Consider the following 15294-nt stretch of genomic DNA (forward strand, 5'->3'; position numbering starts at 1 on the left):
GGCGGACAGCAACTCAGGGGGAAAACTGTAACCCATGTATCCGGTTCAAACTGTTACCCATCTATCGGCTGGACACCCGGCGAAGCCGAGACGGAGCGGGGGGCGACCTACGCGAAGTCAGAGCCGATTCAAGAGAGAGCGCGAGGCCGGTCACAAACCAGCTTTGTCCTTGGCGGCAAATTGTCAGCCGCCGCGCTGACCCTCTCCGACCCGGCTTTCACCGGGCCACCTCTCCCCACTGCGTGGGGCGAGGAGACCGTGCGCAAGCCTTGAACCATCACGAAAAGTCCGTTGATCCATCATAATTTTGTGATGGTCTTGGACGGTCCGCTGGGCCATAGCGTTGAGCCATGGTCACCGCTACAGCCGATCTCGATGAGGATGCCAAGGGTCGCCGCGGCTTCCTTTTGGCGCTTGGGGCCTATTTCCTCTGGGGGCTCTTGCCTTTCTACATGAAGGCGGTGGCGCATCTGCCGCTTGCCGAGGTGATCGCCAACCGCGTCGTCTGGTCGGTGCCGATCGCCGCGGCGGTGCTCATCTGGGCCGGCCGCACAGCCGACTTCAAGGCGGCGATCCGCTCGCCCAAAAGCCTGGCCATGGCCGCGCTGACGGCGATGCTGATCTCGGTCAACTGGGGCATCTATGTCTGGGCGATCGCCGTGGACCGCACCGTCGAGACGGCGCTCGGCTACTACATCAACCCGCTCGTCGTCATCGTCGTCGGGGCGGTGCTGCTCGGCGAGCGGCTCGACCGGCTGCAGATCGTCGCGGTGGCGCTGGCGGCGGTCGCGGTGGCGGTGCTCACCGTCGAGGCCGGCAAGCTCCCCTGGGTGTCTCTGGCGCTTGCCTTCTCGTTCGCCGCCTACGGCTTCTTCCGCAAGACGCTGCCGATCGGCCCGAGCCAGGGTTTCCTGCTCGAAGTGCTGCTGCTGTCGGTGCCGGCGCTTTGCTACATCGTCTACCTGATCGCCACCGGCCAGGATCATCTCATTTCCAGCACCGGTGCCGACACCGCATTGCTGATCGGCTGCGGCCCGGTCACCGCGGTGCCGCTGCTGCTCTTTGCCTTCGGCGCCAGGCTGCTGCGCCTGTCCACCATCGGCATCATGCAATATATCGCGCCGACCATGGTGTTCCTGATCGCCGTGCTGATCTTCGATGAGCCGTTCGGCACGACGCAAGCGATTGCCTTCGCGCTGATCTGGGCCGCGCTCGCCGTCTACAGCTGGTCGATGTTCAGGGGGCGCGAGGTTCGGACGGCCCCTGCGGCAAGATAGGCAAGAGGACGTCCGATGTACGTTCTGCATATCGGCAACAAGAACTATTCGTCTTGGTCGCTGCGGCCATGGCTGCTGATGCGCGCCCTCGACATTCCCTTCGAGGAGCGGCTGACGCCGTTCCCGGCCGGACCGAGTTTCGTCCTCTACCGGTCGTTCTCGCCCAATGGCCGCGTGCCCTGCCTTGTCGATGACGGCTGGGCGGTTTGGGATTCGTTCTCGATCACCGAATACCTTGCCGAACGCCATCAAGACGTCTGGCCGTCGCAGGCCAAGGCGCGCGCCTGGGCGCGCTCTGCCGCCGCCGAGATGCATTCGAGCTTCACCGCGCTGCGCAATCTCTGCCCGATGAGCTGTGGCGTGCGGGTCGAGCCATTGCCGATGTCCGGCGCGCTGAGGCATGACATCTTCCGCATGGGAGACTTGTGGAACGATGGCCTTGCGCGTTTCGGCGGGCCGTTCCTGGCCGGCGACCGTTTTGGCGCCGTCGATGCCTTCTTCGCACCCATCGCATTCAGGGCGCAATCCTATGGCCTGACTTTCGAAGGCGAAGCGAGTGCCTATCCGCGGCGGCTGCTCGACCTGCCGGCCATGCGTGAGTGGTACGCGGCCGGGCTTGCCGAGACGTGGCGCGAACCCGGCCACGAAGCCGAAGTCCAGGCCGCCGGCACCGTCGTCGAGGATCTGCGGGCCACCGCGTAGTCCGATTGCTTCAGACGCGCCCCAGCCGCCGCACGATCTTATAAACAATGCCGGCGATGACGACCGAAATCGCCGTCACCACCCAGAAGCCGTGCGGCGTGTCGACCAGCGGCAACCCGCCGACATTCATGCCGAACAGGCCGGAGATGATGGTCATCGGCAGCAGCACCGCTGTCATGACGGAGAGGATGTAGAGCAGTTGGTTCGACTGCTCGGTCAGCTTCGCCATCAGCTCGTCCTGCAACAGCCGCGTGCGCGCCTGCAACTGCTCGCCGTCGTGATGCAGCGTGTGCGCCCGGTGCGAAAGTCGCGTAGCCATGTCGTTGATCGGGTCGGGCAGCTCGTTGCGATGCGAATGGTCGAGGTGGCGGAAGAGGTTGGTGAGCGTCGCCATCTGCCGGTGGATCAGCACCAGCTGCCGGCGCGCGTCGACCAGCGCCTGGCGCTCATTGTGCCATGCATCGCACACGATGCGATCCTCGATGCCGTCGAGCGTGTCGCCCATCTTGTCGAGCTCGGCCGCCATGCCGTCGAGCGACTGGCCCATCACCGCCTCGATCAGCTCGGACGGCGTGCGGAATTTTCGCGTGCCGCCCTCCACCAGCTTGCGGATCTTGTCGACCGATTCCAGCGGCTGCTTGCGGGCGCCGATCAGCATCCTGTCGTTGAAGGCGAAGCGGAAATGCGTGAGCCCGCGCGCCTCGGCGAAGTCGTGCCTGAGGTCGGGCAGGTCGCCATAGAGGAAGTCGTCCTCGAAATCGATCTGGCAGCCATGGCTGGGCGACAGGAAGGCATCGCGCACCGGTGCCGGCAAAGCCAGCTCGGCGCCGATCTCCTTGCGGGCGCGCATGTCGGTGATCTGGTAGCTGCGCCAGGTCCAGTGCGCCTCGGCGGGATCCTTGGTGCGGCAACCGTCTTCCTTGAAATAGTAGATGAAGAACAGCCCGTGCTCGTCCGGCAGGTAGGGCGACAGGTCTGTGCCTTCGGCAGGCAGGGCAATGTTCATGGCGGCGTCGCCGGCTCTTGATGCGGTCGGGTCGCGGGGGCGGCCATGCAGTTTCTAGCATGCGCCACCCGGTTGGGTGTGACAGTTCGATGACGGCCGGCGCCAGGCGGCCTCAGCCCCGATTTAACGCATCCCCAAAAAATTCTTCCGCGCCCCGGGAATAAAGCCCGGGCCTTCCGGGTCTTGCTGTGTAGCGAGGCCATCCTCCCAAGGCACGCATCAACCAACCCGGAGGACTACGCATATGAACAGAACCGTCTTCGCCGCTCTCGCCATCCTCGTTGCCACCGGCAGCGCCTTTGCCGGCAGCGATCGCTTCCCCTGGACGAATGGCGGCGAGCAGGCCGTCGCCATCGACACCACCACCACCGCTTCCATCGCGAAGCCGGACATGGACCGCCACGACGTGAAGCCGGCGGCCAGGATTGCTGCGGAAGAGCCCGGCCAGGGCATTTGGGGTCGCTGAGCCGGCGGGACCGAAAGGTCCTCGCCCAGGAGGGCGGGACCGAAGGTCCTGATCCTGTGCGAGGAAGGCACGCCTCGCCCGGGCTCAACGACCAGACGACCCGATCTCCCCGGCGCCGGCCGGTCTTCAGTCGGACCGGCCGGCTCCGGTTTCCGCAGCCGGCGGAGGGTCGCACCGGGCCCTCCGCCATTCCCTGCACGTCGCCCAAAAGTGCGCAGCGGTTTTGGGACAACGACATGCGGCAAGCCATTGGACTACCGCCTGGAACCTGAAGCAAATTTGAAGCCACAAGAGGAGATTACTGATGTTCAACATGACACGCCGCATGATGCTCGGATCCGCCGCCGCCGCTGCCGCCTTCGGCATTGCCGGGAAGCTGGAATTCGCCCCCGCGGCTCACGCCGAAACCCCGATCGAACCGCTGGTCGGCTTCTACAAATACAAGGTCGGCTCGCTCGAGGTCACCGCCGTCTATGACGGCATCTGGCGCAAGCCCCACGACCCGGCTTTCATCAAGGACGTGTCGGTCGACGACACCAAGGCCGCGCTCGCAAAGGCGGGGCAGACCACCGAGTTCATGCCGATCCCGCTCACTGTCGTGGTGCTCCAGATGAACGGCCGCACCATCATGATGGACGCCGGCTCCGGCGTCGGCCAGTGGCAGGCCAACGCCACGCATCTGCCTGCCAACATGAAGGCCGCCGGCATCGACTACAAGGCGATCGACACCATCATGATCTCTCATTTCCATCCGGACCATGTCTGGGGCCTGATGGAGAAGGGCACCAACAATCCGGTGTTCCCGAATGCCGAGCTCATCGTCAACGCCACCGAGTATAATTGGTGGACCGATCCGAGCCGCCTCGCCAAGCTGCCCGAGGGCCGCAAGCCGGCGGGCAAGCGCATCGCCGAGAACTTCCCGAAATGGAAGAACTGGAAGTTGGTCGACGACGGTGCGGAAGTGGTGCCCGGCATCCGCCTCATGGCGGCGCCCGGCCACACGCCTGGCCATTCCGTCTACCATGTCGATGCCGGCCCCGAGCAGTTCCTCGTCTCGGCCGACACCATGTACGTGCCGGCGCTGCTCGCCCCGCATCCCGAATGGCAGGGCAGCTACGACCAGGACGGACCGATGGCGATTGCCACGCGCCACCGGATTATCGACCAGGTGATCGCCGACAATGTCCGCATCTGCGGCTCGCACTTCCCGTTCCCCGGCACAGGCAGCTTCGTCAAGGACGGCAACGCCTACGCCTTCACCCCAATGCAGATCTGATCTCAAATCGGATCCTGAGCAGAAAGCGACAACTCCCATGAAACACGCACTTTTCGCGGTGCTCGGCGCCATCGCCGTGCTGACCGCGGCCCCTATCGCCATTGCCGTTCCGGCCTATGCGGTGGACGACATCGAAGGCGCCGACGCGCCGGACCTGACGGCTGTGAAGGCCAAGATCGAGGCCAAGGACTACAAGGGCGCGCTGGCAGACCTGCGCGATCTCGCGCAGGACACCCAGCAGGCCGACGTCTACAACCTGCTCGGCTTCACGCTGCGCAAGACCGGCGACTACCAGACCTCGCTGACCTACTACACCAAGGCGCTGGAGCTTCAGCCCGACCACAAGGCCGCGCATGAATATCTGGGCGAGCTCTATGTCGAGACCGGCGACATGGCCAAGGCCAACGAACAGCTCGCCTCACTGCAGAAACTCTGCCCGGCTGGCTGCGAGGAGCTTTCCGACCTCAAGCAGGCCATCGACACCAAGGTGACGAAGTAACACCGCCCGTTTCCTCGCCCCCCAAAGTGGGGAGAGGTGGTCGCGAAGCGGCCGGAGAGGGGGCTTGGCACTGACCTTGCCCCCCATGGGTACCGACTTTTGGGCGCCACGGCGGTAGCGCCCGAAAACCGGAGCCGGCGTTCCTCTCCCTCGCGCCGGCTCCGACCTTTCAACCTCGAGCGCGCGGGCGCGCATCCATGCGGACGCGTGGCGCCCCCGCTCATTTCCAAGATACCTGTTTCCACAGATTGGAGCCCGACGATGACACCGATCGAACTTGCCGAGAAACTTCACGCCAGGGACGTCGTCCTGCTTGCCGGCCGGCTGTTGCTGTCCCTGATCTTCGTGCATGAGGGTCTGCAGCTGGCGACCCATTTCGAAGGGGCTCAGAAGGCGATGGCCGCGCTCGGCGTCGGCACGCCGCTGCTTCTCGCCACCATCGCGCTGCAGCTTGGCGCGGGCTTGTCGGTGGCGCTTGGCATCCTGGCGCGGCTCGGCGCGCTCGGCCTCGGCCTGTTCTGCCTGATGACGGCTGGCCTCTTCCACACCAACTTCGCCAGCCAGAACGAATTGCTGCATTTCGAAAAGGACCTTGCGATCGCCGGCGGCATGTTCATCCTGGCGCTGGCCGGTTCCGGCAGGCTGTCGGTGGACAGGGTGCTGGCCGGTCTCGTCAAGGACACCAAGATCGATCCGCCCATCGAGCAGCATCTGTCGGTGGGAGAGACGAGCCTGCCGGTTTGAGGCGGCACGGAAACCTCTTTGGATTGCTGGCGCCGGATGCTATTTGCTCGGGTCCCAAACCGAAGACGTCGCCTTGAACACGACAAGCCTACTGCGCCACATCAACGCCAGGCGTTGCCTGAGACTGCTGCAAAACGGCCGGCAGCTCTCGCGTGCCGACATGGCCCGGCAACTGGGCCTGACGAGAGCGACGACCGGCAACGCCATGCGCGTGCTGCTCGATGCCGGCCTGGTCGTCGAGAGCGCCGAAATGTCCCCCGAATCGCGCAAAGGCCGTCCGGGCGTGGGCGTGTCGCTCAACCCTTCGGGCGCGTATTTTGTCGGGGTGGATGTCGGCACGCGTTCCTTGACCGGAGTGCTGCTCGACCTGCAGATGAACGTCGTCAGCCGGATTGTCGAGCCGACCGGCCCGCGCTACCGCGACGCCGGGCATATAGCGGCAAGGCTGCTCTCCCTGATTGAAAGGCTGCTGAACGAAAATCCCGCTCTGCAGGAGAAGGTGGAAGGCATCGGCATTTCGGTGCCAGGCTTGGTCGGCCGCGACGGCAGCGTGGTGCATGCGCCGTTCCTGGAATGGCGCAACTATCCGCTGCAGTCGGAACTGACGGCCAGGTCGCCGGCCGACTGGTCGGTCATGGTCTGCAACGACGCCTTCGCCTTCGCCAATGCCGAGCTCGCTGCCTCCGCCACGGCCAAGGCCGGGAGCATGCTGGTCGTTCTCCTGGCCGAGGGCATCGGCGGCGCCATCATCGATGACGGCCGCGTCGTGATGGGCGGGCACGGCTACTCCGGCGAAATCGGCCACACCATCGTTTCCGCCGCCGGGCGCGTCGATACGTTCGAGATGCTCGCCGGCGCGAAGCTCTTCACGCGGCTGTTCGAAGAGGGCCAGCCGGTGGCCGACGGCGTCCAGATGCTGCTTGCCAATGTCGGCGACAAGGCAGTAGACGCCGTGCTCGACGCCTGGGTCAGCGGCCTTTCAGCCGGCCTCGTCAACGCCATTCATCTGCTCGATCCCGGCCGCATCGTGCTTGGCGGTCCGCTGGCCGGCCTCTATCCCAAGCTCAGCCGGCGCATCCAGGCCGACATCAAGCGGCGGCTTCTGGCGGGCTTCGCGATGCCCGAGATCAGGGTGGCGCAGTTCGGCGCCGATGGCGCCGCGATCGGCGCGGCCGCCACCATCCGCGACACGCTTTTCGCTCTCCCGGACCTCGAAACCAACACGCTGTAGTTCCGCAGCACCCGGTCTGCGATGTCCGCGTTGGTAGGTGGCATGCCTGGAGATTGGCCGAAACGCCCGCGGAGTCGTCATCCACGGGCAGAGCAAGGAGCGAAGCGACGCGCGCAGACCCGAGGATCCATTCCGTTACCTGTGAGCGCTGCTGCGGTGCAGAATTCTGCTCCGCTGCGTATTCGATCAAGGTCATGGAATGGATTCCAGGGTCTCCGCGACGCCGCTTCGCGGCTGCTCCGCCCGGGAATGACGAAGATTGGAAGCTTCAGCCAATCCCCAGCGTTTGCGCCAATTCACCAAAATAAGGTGAGCAATCGCCGAAATTTCCCATGAACCATATTGACGCGCAGCGGTTTGTGATATTTGTTTTTGTATAAGACAAAAACAAATATCAGGGAGCGAGCCTGTGCCCGTCAAGAAAGACGCCCGTTGTCTGCGTATCGGTATCCTCGGCTGCGGGCCGATATCCCAGTTCGCGCATCTGGAATCGGCGCAGAAGGGCAGGAACGTCGTCCTGCAGGCCGTGTGCGACGCCGATGCCGATCTGGCGCGGCGGTTCGGCTCCTTCTACGACGCGATCAGCATCTACGACGATTTTGACCGCATGCTCGCAGATCCGGAGATCGAGGCGATCGTCATCGGCATCTCCGATGCCTTCCACGTTCCGGCGGCGATCAAGGCGCTTTCGGCCGGCAAGCACGTTCTCTGCGAAAAGCCGATCGCCATGTCGGTCGAGGAGGCGGAGGAACTGAAGACCCATGTCGAGCGCACCGGCCTGGTGCTGCAGATCGGCCATATGCTGCGCTTCGATCCGGGCATCCAGGCCGCGCATGAGTTCGCCACCGGCGAGATGGGCTCTCTGCTGGCACTGAAGGCCTGGTACTGCGATTCCACCCATCGCTACACCATGACCGACGCGGTGCAGCCGGTGCCAAGGACCGGCGCCCATGCCTTGAAGCCGGCCGGGGACCAGAAGGCCTACCGCCAGCGCTATTTCATGCTGGCGCATGGCAGCCATCTCGTCGATCTCGCGCGCTATCTGGCCGGGCCGATCAAGTCGGTCCAGGCGCGCCTGCTCGAACGCTTCGGTGCCCATTGCTGGTTCGTCGACACCGAGTTCGAGAGCGGCGCGCTCGGCCATCTCGATCTGACGCTGCCGATCCGGATGGACTGGCACGAAGGCTTCCAGCTCTACGGCGAGAACGGCAGCGCCATCGGCAAGATCTTCAATCCCTGGTACTACAAGTCGAGCGAGGTCGACATTTTTCGCGAGAGCAGCGCCTCCTCGGAGCGCGTGCTTGGCGCCGACGGCCATTTCTACCGCCGCCAGCTCGAAGGCTTTGCCGACGTCGTGCTCACCGGCGTGCCGATGAATGGCGCCTCGATCGAGGACGGCGTCGCCTCAATCCGCGCCATGGTGGCGATCGGCCAGTCGGTCCGCAGCGGCAAGCCCGTCGATCTGTCGGACGCCTCGGGACCGGTCTGATGTATCCCGCGATCTTTGCCCGGACCTATCCACTCGGCCCTGCCAACGAGCTGCTCTCGGCGATCGGGCAGGACGGCTATGAGGGCATGCAGTTCAACCTGTCATGCCTCGGACTGGCCAGCCTTCCGGACAGCGTTCCTGCCGACGAACTGACGGCCTTTGCCGAAGCCGCTCGCAGCCGAGGCCTGGCAATTGCCGGCCTTTCCGGCACCTACAACATGGCCCATCCGGATTCTGCGGTGCGCCGTACGGCCCGTGCACGCTTCGCCAATGTGGTCGCCGCCGCGCCGCTGCTCGGCGCGCCGATCGTGACGCTGTGCACCGGCTCGCGCAACGCCGACGACATGTGGGCAGCCCACCCCGACAACGCCTCGCCGGCCGCCTGGGCCGACATGCGCGCCGAGCTCGACGTCGCGCTCGAGCTTGCCGAGAGGCACGACGTGCGGCTCGGCATCGAGCCCGAACCCGGCAACGTCGTCGCCGACGCCGGCCTGGCGCGGCGGATCCTCGACGAGGTCGGGAACCCGCGCCTCGGCATCATCCTCGATGCCGCCAATCTCGTCGGCGACAGGCTGAGCGACCAGGCCCGCGTCATGGAAGAGGCGGTGGACCTGCTCGGCGAGCACATCATCCTGGCGCATGCCAAGGAAATCGACCGGGCCGGCAAGGTTGTCGCCACCGGCGCCGGCGCTGTCGACCTCCACCGTTTCCTGCGGCTCTTGCGCTCCTGCGGCTACGACCAGGCGGTCGTCGCGCATGGCTTCGAGCACAAGGATGCGGCCGCATCGGGCGCCGCCCTGCGCGCGCTTCTCGAGGACGTGTCGTGACCGCCGGCACCTTCACCACCGCCGACGGCTGCGCGCTGACCTTCGATGTCGGGGGCAAAGGACAGCCGGTGCTGTGGCAGCACGGGCTCGGCGCGCCTCTCGACCAGCCGGTCGAGGTGTTCCCGCAAGACGCCGCCCTGCAACGCGTCACGCTGATGTGCCGGGGCCATGGCGCCTCCGAGCTTGGCGATCCCTTGCGCCTGTCGATCGCGCAATTCGCCGAGGATGCCTTGGCCCTGCTCGACCATCTCGGCGTCGAACAGGCGACGGTCGGCGGCATCTCATTGGGCGCGGCGATCGCGCTGAGGCTGGCAAGCTTCAACGCCCCACGCGTGGCAAAGCTGGTGCTGGCGCGGCCGGCATGGGTGGATGGCCCCTCCATCGAGCGCCAGCATGGCTATCATGTCGCGGCGCAATATCTCGAACAATACGGCGCCGAAGAAGGCGCGGAGCGTTTTCGCGCCTCGCCGGAATTCCTCGAGGTCCTTGCGGCCTCGCCGGACAACGCGGCCTCGCTCATCGGTTTCTTCAAGCGCCCGCGGCCCGACACCACCATCGCGCTTCTGTCGCGCATCCCGCTCGATTGGCCAGGCGTGAGCCGCGCCCGGATCGAGGCCATCCGGCAGCCGGCTCTCATCATCGGCAACGACCAGGATTACGTCCACCCGCTGGCCTATGCGCGCGAGCTGGCAAGCCTCATCCCGGGCAGCCGGCTGGCCGAGATCACGTCGAAGACGATCGACCGCGCCGCCTATGTCGCCGAGTTCCGCGACGCCCTGGCAGGCTTCCTTTCGGACAGGGGAGGCGACCGATGACACGCGCCTCGATCCGCTCGATCCTGGTCGTCGATGTCGGCGGCACCTCGGTCAAATGCGGCATGGTCGTGGATCGTGTCCCGCAGGCCGGCGAGCGGCTCTTCCCGTCCGCCTTGCTGCGCAATGCCGATCCCGTCGGCAGCTTCGCCAAGCTCGTCAAGGAGTTCTGCGCCGAGGCGGGCCTCACCCCCGAACTGATGGTCTCGACCGTTCCAGGCTTCATCGATACCGACGGCGACCGCGTGCTCTTCGCGGGCAATGTGCCCGAGCTCAACGGCCACCATCTGGCGAGCGAACTCGGCGCGCTGCTTGGCTTCCCGGTCATCATCGAACGCGACTCCGTATTGGTGCTGGCGGGCGAGGTGATCGCCGGCGCTGCGAAAGGCGCAGACAGCGTGCTCGGCCTGTTCTTCGGCACCGGCGTGGGCGGCGCCTTCCTGCAAGGCGGCGAGGCTTTTCGCGGTGGCGGCTGGGCGCTGGAAATCGGTCATATGCCTTTCGGCAATGAGGGCAGGACGCTCGAAGGACTACGCACCGACTGCCTGGAAACCTACGTCTCCGGCCGCGCCCTGGAAGTGATCGCCGCCAGGCACGGCGTTCCCGTCACCGAGATATTTGTTCAGTCCCGGCGCATCCCCGAGCTTCGCGCGGACGTCGACCGGTTCGTGCGCGATCAGGCGCTCGCTATCGGCACGGCGGTGGCTCTGTTTTCCCCGGCCACGATCGTGCTCGGGGGAGGGGTCTGCGCGATCGACGCATTCCCGCGCCGGCAGCTGGAGCAACTGGTGGCGCTGCGGGCGCCCTTCGCCGAGACGGGCCGCCCGATGGATTTGCGCTGGGCCGGGCTCGGCTGGCGCGCCGTCCTCTATGGCGGCCTCAAGGCCGCCGACGACTACGCCGCGGCTCGATCGACGCCGGCATCTCAAGCGAAGCAAGAACGGGAGTCCCTGCCATGAGCCTGTTGGAGCTGAAGAACATCTCGCGCCAGTTCGGCGCCATCCACGCCGTCGAGGAGGTGTCATTCAAGATCGAGCCCGGCGAGATCGTCGGCCTGATGGGCGACAACGGCGCCGGCAAGTCGACGCTGGTCAAGATGATCGCCGGCAACTTCCCGGCCTCGTCCGGCAAGATGATCTTCGACGGCAAGGAGGTGCAGTTCAGTCAGCCGTCCGATGCCCGCCGCGCCGGCATCGAGATCGTCTACCAGGACCTGGCGCTCTGCGACAATCTGAGCGCGGCCGCCAACGTCTTCCTCGGCCGCGAGATCATGCGCTCGGTCGGCCCGTTCAAATTCCTCGACCATCGCAAGATGCGCGAGCGCGCCGCCGAGCTGTTCCGCGAGCTGCAGTCGGAGACGCGGCCGCGCGATGTGGTCAAGCGCATGTCGGGCGGCCAGCGCCAGGCGGTCGCGATTGCCCGCACCCGCCTGGCCGACGCCAAGCTGGTGCTGATGGACGAGCCGACCGCCGCGATCTCGGTGCGCCAGGTCGCCGAGGTGCTGGCGCTGATCAAGCGCCTCAAGGAGCGCGGCGTCGCCGTCATCCTGATCTCGCACCGCATGCCCGACGTGTTCGGCGTGTGCGAGCGCATCATGGTGCTGCGGCGCGGCCATCTGGTCGCCAACAAGCTCGCTTCGACCAGCTCGCCCGAGGAAATCACCGCCTTGATCGTCGGCGCCAAGGCCGCGGCTTGAGGCAACAGGGGAGGATGAGATGAACAAGTCTCCGGACGCCAGCAATTTGGATTCGGTCTTCAACCTGTCGGAACGCAGCAAGCTCGGCGAGCTGCTGCGCAGCCAGGAATTCTGGATCGTCGTCGCGGTGCTGATCATCGGCGCCGTGGTGGGCATGATCGCCCCGCGCTTCCTCACCGGCGCCAACATGGCCAACATCCTGCAGAACTTTTGCTTCACGGCGTTGATGGCGATCGGCATGACGCCGGTGATCATGACCGGCGGCATCGATATCTCCGTCGGTTCCACGCTCGGCCTGACCGGCGTGCTGCTCGGCCTGTTCTGCGCCAGCGGCTATCCCTTCGCCGTCGTCGTGCTGTTCGTGCTTCTCGTCGGCGCGTTCGTCGGCATCGTCAACGGCGCGCTGGTCTCGTATCTGAAGCTGCCGCCCTTCATCGTCACGCTCGGCATGATGAGCCTGGTGCGTTCGCAGACGCTGGTCGTCACCAACAACCAGGTGGTCTACGATTTCGGCAAAGCCGGCGACACGCTGCTGGCGCTGGGCAGCGGCTCCTTCCTCGGCGTGCCGAACGTGCTGTGGGCGGTGATCGTCTCGGCCGTCGTCATGCAGTGGCTCTTGTCGATGACCAAATGGGGCCGCTACGTGCGCGCCATCGGCGGCAATGAAAATGCCGCGCGCCTCTCTGGCATTCCGGTCGATCGCGTCAAGGTTTCGGCCTATGCGCTGCTCGGCGCCATGACCGGCATGACCGCCATCTTCCTCGTCGGCTGGATGGGCGCCGCCACCAACGCGCTCGGCCAGGGCCAGGAGCTGCAGGTCATCGCCGCGACCGTCATCGGCGGCGCCAACCTGCTCGGCGGCTTCGGCACCTCCTTCGGCGCCGTCATCGGCTCGGTGCTGATCGAAGTGATCCGCAACGCGCTGCTGCTCGCCGGCGTGAACCCGTTCTGGCAGGGCACCTTCGTCGGCCTCTTCATCCTGTTCGCGGTACTGCTTGAACGGTTCCGCTCCACCCGCGCCTAGCACCGCCCCGGACAGACCAGGCCCATGCGCCTGGTCCGCAGACCATGTCCGGGAAGGATCGCGCAATTCGTGCAGACAAGACATCAAAAGAGAGGAGAAAACATCATGACAGGCATCATCAACAGACTGACGTTGCGGCTCGCCGCAACCGCGATCGCGGCAGCGCTTGCCGCCGGCACGACGGCCGCTCCGGCTTCGGCCGAGACCTATGCGGTGATCGTCAAGACGGTGAACGACGTCTTCAGCGCCCCGGTCAAGGAGGGCTGCGAGAAGGCCGCCAAGGACCTCGGCGTCGAATGCTACTATATCGGTCCGTCGGAGGTGAACGAGGCCCAGCAGCTTCAGGTCATCAACGACGTGCTGACCAAGGGCGTCGACGGCATCGCGGTCTCCGCGACCAATCCGAAGTCCGTGGCCCGGCTGCTGGAAAAGGCGAAGGCCGCCGGCATCCCGATCGTGACCTTCGACGGCGACCTGCTGCAGGAAGACGCCGGCCTGCGCTCAACCTTCATCGGCACCGACAATTACAATTTCGGCGTCGAGTTGGCGAAGAAAGTCGTCGAATACAAGCCGAAGGGCGGCACGGTCTGCATCCAGACCGGCACGGCCGGCTCGCTCAACCTCGACCTGCGCGTCCAGGGCATTCGCGACACGCTGGCCAACGTCTCGAAGGACAAGCCGGTGAAGCGTCTTGCCGGCGAGAACGGCTGGACCGAAGTCGACGGCTGCCCAATCTACAATAATGACAACATCAGCCTCGCCGCCCAGCAGATGAACGACGTGCTGGTCGCCAATCCCAAGCTCGACGCCTTCGTCGCCGTCGGCGGCTGGGCGCAGTACGCGCCGTCGGCCTACAGGCAGGCGGTCGGGCGCGTGAAGGACCGCGTCGATTCCAAGGATCTCGTCATCTCCTTCGGCGACGCCTTCGCACCGCAGCTGCCGCTGCTCAAGGACGGGCTCGCCCACTACCTCGTCGGCCAGAGCCCTTACAATATGGGTTACAAGTCGATCGAGGCGCTGCACGACCTGAAGCAGGGCAAGACCGTGCCGCCCTATATCGACACCGGCTTCGTCAAGTGCACGCCCGACATGGCCGACACCTGCGGCAAGAACTGATCCGCAAAGAACAGACAGGCCGGCGGGAATTCCCGCCGGCCCTTTTTCAGGGATAGCGCAGTGAAGAAGCTCAGGCTTGCCGTGCTCGGCACCGGAATGATCGTGCGCCGTGCCCATCTTCCCGCCTTGCTCGGCGATGCCAGGGTCGACGTGGCGGCGATCTACGGCCGTAACAGAGAGACCGCCGGTAAGTTGGCCGCCGAGTTCGGGATTCCGGCGGTTGCCGAGACCATCGAAGGCGCGGTGAACGTCGATGGCCTCGATGCCGTGACCGTCGCCTTGCCGAATTTCCTGCATCGCCAGGCGGCCGAAGCCGCGATCAAGGCGCGGCTGCACATCCTGATGGAAAAGCCGCTCGCGACCTCGCTCGAGGATGCCCGGGCCATGGTGGATGGCGCCTCGGCTGCCGGCATCGGCTTCGCCATCAACCTGCCACAGCGCCACCGGCCGTCCATGCGGTTCATCAAGGAGACCATCGAGGCCGGCCGCATCGGCAATGTCCAGACGGTCGAGGTGCGCATGTTGCGCCGAGCCGGTATTCCCGGCTTCGGAACCTGGTTCACCCGCAAGCAGACGGCGGGGGGCGGCGTGCTGGCAGACCTTGGTCCGCATGTCATCGACCTGGCATTGTGGCTGTCCGGGAGCGCCAACGCGGCCGTGGCCGATTCGCGGATCTGGCGCAGCTTCGGTCCCCTTGGCAAAGGACTTGGCGACTGGAGCCCGCATCAGCCGGTCGAGGCGCCTGCAACGCAGTTCGACGTCGAGGATCGGGCGAGCCTTTCCCTGCGCTCGGACAAGGGTGTCGAGATCAGATGCGATGTGGCCTGGGCCTATGCCGGCCCCGACGAAAACCGCGTGCGCGTCGTCGGTGACCAAGGAGGGCTGGATTACTGGCCCGAAGCCAATGGCGACCAGGCACCCTTACGCTATTTCGACGCCGATCTGAATTCTCGACCCATGGCGGTGGCCGGCGATCATGCCGACCTGACGGCTGCGTGGAAGCAATGCGTCTCGTCTTTCATCGACGACATCGCTTCCGGACGTCCATTGCCGCGTGGCGACAGCGCTTTGGCCGTGCATGAAATCATCGCTCAGGTCTACCAGCGGTCCCGCGCGGACTGACCCTTGC

The 15294-nt window shown here is 65.6% G+C and carries 16 protein-coding genes; 15 read left to right on the forward strand and 1 reads right to left on the reverse strand.

The features are described 5' to 3' along the window. Positions 1–350 precede the first annotated feature (350 nt). Both rarD and FJ471_RS18560 read left to right on the forward strand, forming a co-directional pair. Positions 351–1277 (forward strand): EamA family transporter RarD, encoded by a 927-nt coding sequence (gene rarD, locus FJ471_RS18555; RefSeq protein ID WP_140805563.1) that lies wholly within the window; start codon positions 351–353, stop codon positions 1275–1277. Positions 1278–1292: 15 nt separating this feature from the next. Continuing rightward, positions 1293–1979, forward strand: coding sequence for a glutathione S-transferase family protein (locus tag FJ471_RS18560; RefSeq protein ID WP_140805565.1), 687 nt, complete (start codon positions 1293–1295; stop codon positions 1977–1979). A 10-nt stretch (positions 1980–1989) separates the two neighbouring features. Here FJ471_RS18560 and FJ471_RS18565 read toward each other — a convergent pair whose 3' ends face one another. Further along, entirely contained in the window at positions 1990–2985 is a 996-nt protein-coding gene (locus FJ471_RS18565; protein ID WP_140805567.1) for a transporter, read from the reverse strand. A gap of 244 nt (positions 2986–3229) precedes the next feature. On the opposite strand from FJ471_RS18565, the gene FJ471_RS18570 reads away from it, so the two are divergent. The 13 genes from FJ471_RS18570 (at position 3230) to FJ471_RS18630 (ending at position 15287) form a co-directional block, all read left to right on the forward strand. Continuing rightward, positions 3230–3451 (forward strand): DUF680 domain-containing protein, encoded by a 222-nt coding sequence (locus FJ471_RS18570; protein ID WP_140805568.1) that lies wholly within the window; start codon positions 3230–3232, stop codon positions 3449–3451. 304 nt (positions 3452–3755) lie between these two features. Continuing rightward, a complete protein-coding gene (locus FJ471_RS18575) occupies positions 3756–4727 on the forward strand; it encodes an MBL fold metallo-hydrolase (protein ID WP_140805570.1) in 972 nt (323 codons plus the stop codon). Positions 4728–4764: 37 nt separating this feature from the next. Further along, positions 4765–5226 (forward strand): tetratricopeptide repeat protein, encoded by a 462-nt coding sequence (locus tag FJ471_RS18580; RefSeq protein ID WP_140805572.1) that lies wholly within the window; start codon positions 4765–4767, stop codon positions 5224–5226. A gap of 261 nt (positions 5227–5487) precedes the next feature. Continuing rightward, complete coding sequence (locus FJ471_RS18585; protein WP_140805574.1) at positions 5488–5970, forward strand: DoxX family protein; 483 nt, start codon at positions 5488–5490, stop codon at positions 5968–5970. Positions 5971–6043: 73 nt separating this feature from the next. Then, a complete protein-coding gene (locus tag FJ471_RS18590) occupies positions 6044–7201 on the forward strand; it encodes an ROK family transcriptional regulator (protein WP_140805576.1) in 1158 nt (385 codons plus the stop codon). 409 nt (positions 7202–7610) lie between these two features. Further along, a complete protein-coding gene (locus FJ471_RS18595; RefSeq protein ID WP_140805578.1) occupies positions 7611–8690 on the forward strand; it encodes a Gfo/Idh/MocA family oxidoreductase in 1080 nt (359 codons plus the stop codon). Next, entirely contained in the window at positions 8690–9517 is an 828-nt protein-coding gene (locus tag FJ471_RS18600) for a sugar phosphate isomerase/epimerase (protein ID WP_140805580.1), read from the forward strand. Before FJ471_RS18595 ends, FJ471_RS18600 begins: the two co-directional genes overlap by 1 nt. Next, positions 9514–10332, forward strand: a complete 819-nt coding sequence (locus tag FJ471_RS34855; RefSeq protein ID WP_181179532.1) for an alpha/beta hydrolase — start codon at positions 9514–9516, stop codon at positions 10330–10332. The genes FJ471_RS18600 and FJ471_RS34855 overlap by 4 nt, the downstream gene beginning before the upstream one ends. Continuing rightward, positions 10329–11288: an ROK family protein gene (locus FJ471_RS18610; RefSeq protein ID WP_140805584.1), complete on the forward strand. Its 960-nt coding sequence runs from the start codon at positions 10329–10331 to the stop codon at positions 11286–11288. The genes FJ471_RS34855 and FJ471_RS18610 overlap by 4 nt, the downstream gene beginning before the upstream one ends. Next, positions 11285–12025 (forward strand): ATP-binding cassette domain-containing protein, encoded by a 741-nt coding sequence (locus tag FJ471_RS18615; protein WP_140805586.1) that lies wholly within the window; start codon positions 11285–11287, stop codon positions 12023–12025. The genes FJ471_RS18610 and FJ471_RS18615 overlap by 4 nt, the downstream gene beginning before the upstream one ends. A gap of 19 nt (positions 12026–12044) precedes the next feature. Further along, positions 12045–13049, forward strand: a complete 1005-nt coding sequence (locus FJ471_RS18620) for an ABC transporter permease (RefSeq protein ID WP_140805588.1) — start codon at positions 12045–12047, stop codon at positions 13047–13049. Between the two features lie 105 nt (positions 13050–13154). Next, positions 13155–14165: a sugar-binding protein gene (locus FJ471_RS18625; RefSeq protein WP_052467913.1), complete on the forward strand. Its 1011-nt coding sequence runs from the start codon at positions 13155–13157 to the stop codon at positions 14163–14165. Positions 14166–14225: 60 nt separating this feature from the next. After that, positions 14226–15287: a Gfo/Idh/MocA family oxidoreductase gene (locus FJ471_RS18630; RefSeq protein WP_140805590.1), complete on the forward strand. Its 1062-nt coding sequence runs from the start codon at positions 14226–14228 to the stop codon at positions 15285–15287. Positions 15288–15294 lie beyond the last annotated feature (7 nt).

The sequence above is a fragment of the Mesorhizobium sp. B2-7-1 genome (genome assembly GCF_006440735.1).
Lineage (GTDB): Bacteria > Pseudomonadota > Alphaproteobacteria > Rhizobiales > Rhizobiaceae > Mesorhizobium.

What these genes read in the sequence shown, in the direction of transcription:
- rarD (WP_140805563.1), top strand. Translation starts at nt 351, where the DNA reads ATGGTCACCGCTACAGCCGATCTCGATGAGGATGCCAAGGGTCGCCGC.
- FJ471_RS18560 (WP_140805565.1), top strand. Translation starts at nt 1,293, where the DNA reads ATGTACGTTCTGCATATCGGCAACAAGAACTATTCGTCTTGGTCGCTG.
- FJ471_RS18565 (WP_140805567.1), bottom strand. Translation starts at nt 2,985, where the DNA reads ATGAACATTGCCCTGCCTGCCGAAGGCACAGACCTGTCGCCCTACCTG.
- FJ471_RS18570 (WP_140805568.1), top strand. Translation starts at nt 3,230, where the DNA reads ATGAACAGAACCGTCTTCGCCGCTCTCGCCATCCTCGTTGCCACCGGC.
- FJ471_RS18575 (WP_140805570.1), top strand. Translation starts at nt 3,756, where the DNA reads ATGTTCAACATGACACGCCGCATGATGCTCGGATCCGCCGCCGCCGCT.
- FJ471_RS18580 (WP_140805572.1), top strand. Translation starts at nt 4,765, where the DNA reads ATGAAACACGCACTTTTCGCGGTGCTCGGCGCCATCGCCGTGCTGACC.
- FJ471_RS18585 (WP_140805574.1), top strand. Translation starts at nt 5,488, where the DNA reads ATGACACCGATCGAACTTGCCGAGAAACTTCACGCCAGGGACGTCGTC.
- FJ471_RS18600 (WP_140805580.1), top strand. Translation starts at nt 8,690, where the DNA reads ATGTATCCCGCGATCTTTGCCCGGACCTATCCACTCGGCCCTGCCAAC.
- FJ471_RS18610 (WP_140805584.1), top strand. Translation starts at nt 10,329, where the DNA reads ATGACACGCGCCTCGATCCGCTCGATCCTGGTCGTCGATGTCGGCGGC.
- FJ471_RS18615 (WP_140805586.1), top strand. Translation starts at nt 11,285, where the DNA reads ATGAGCCTGTTGGAGCTGAAGAACATCTCGCGCCAGTTCGGCGCCATC.
- FJ471_RS18620 (WP_140805588.1), top strand. Translation starts at nt 12,045, where the DNA reads ATGAACAAGTCTCCGGACGCCAGCAATTTGGATTCGGTCTTCAACCTG.
- FJ471_RS18625 (WP_052467913.1), top strand. Translation starts at nt 13,155, where the DNA reads ATGACAGGCATCATCAACAGACTGACGTTGCGGCTCGCCGCAACCGCG.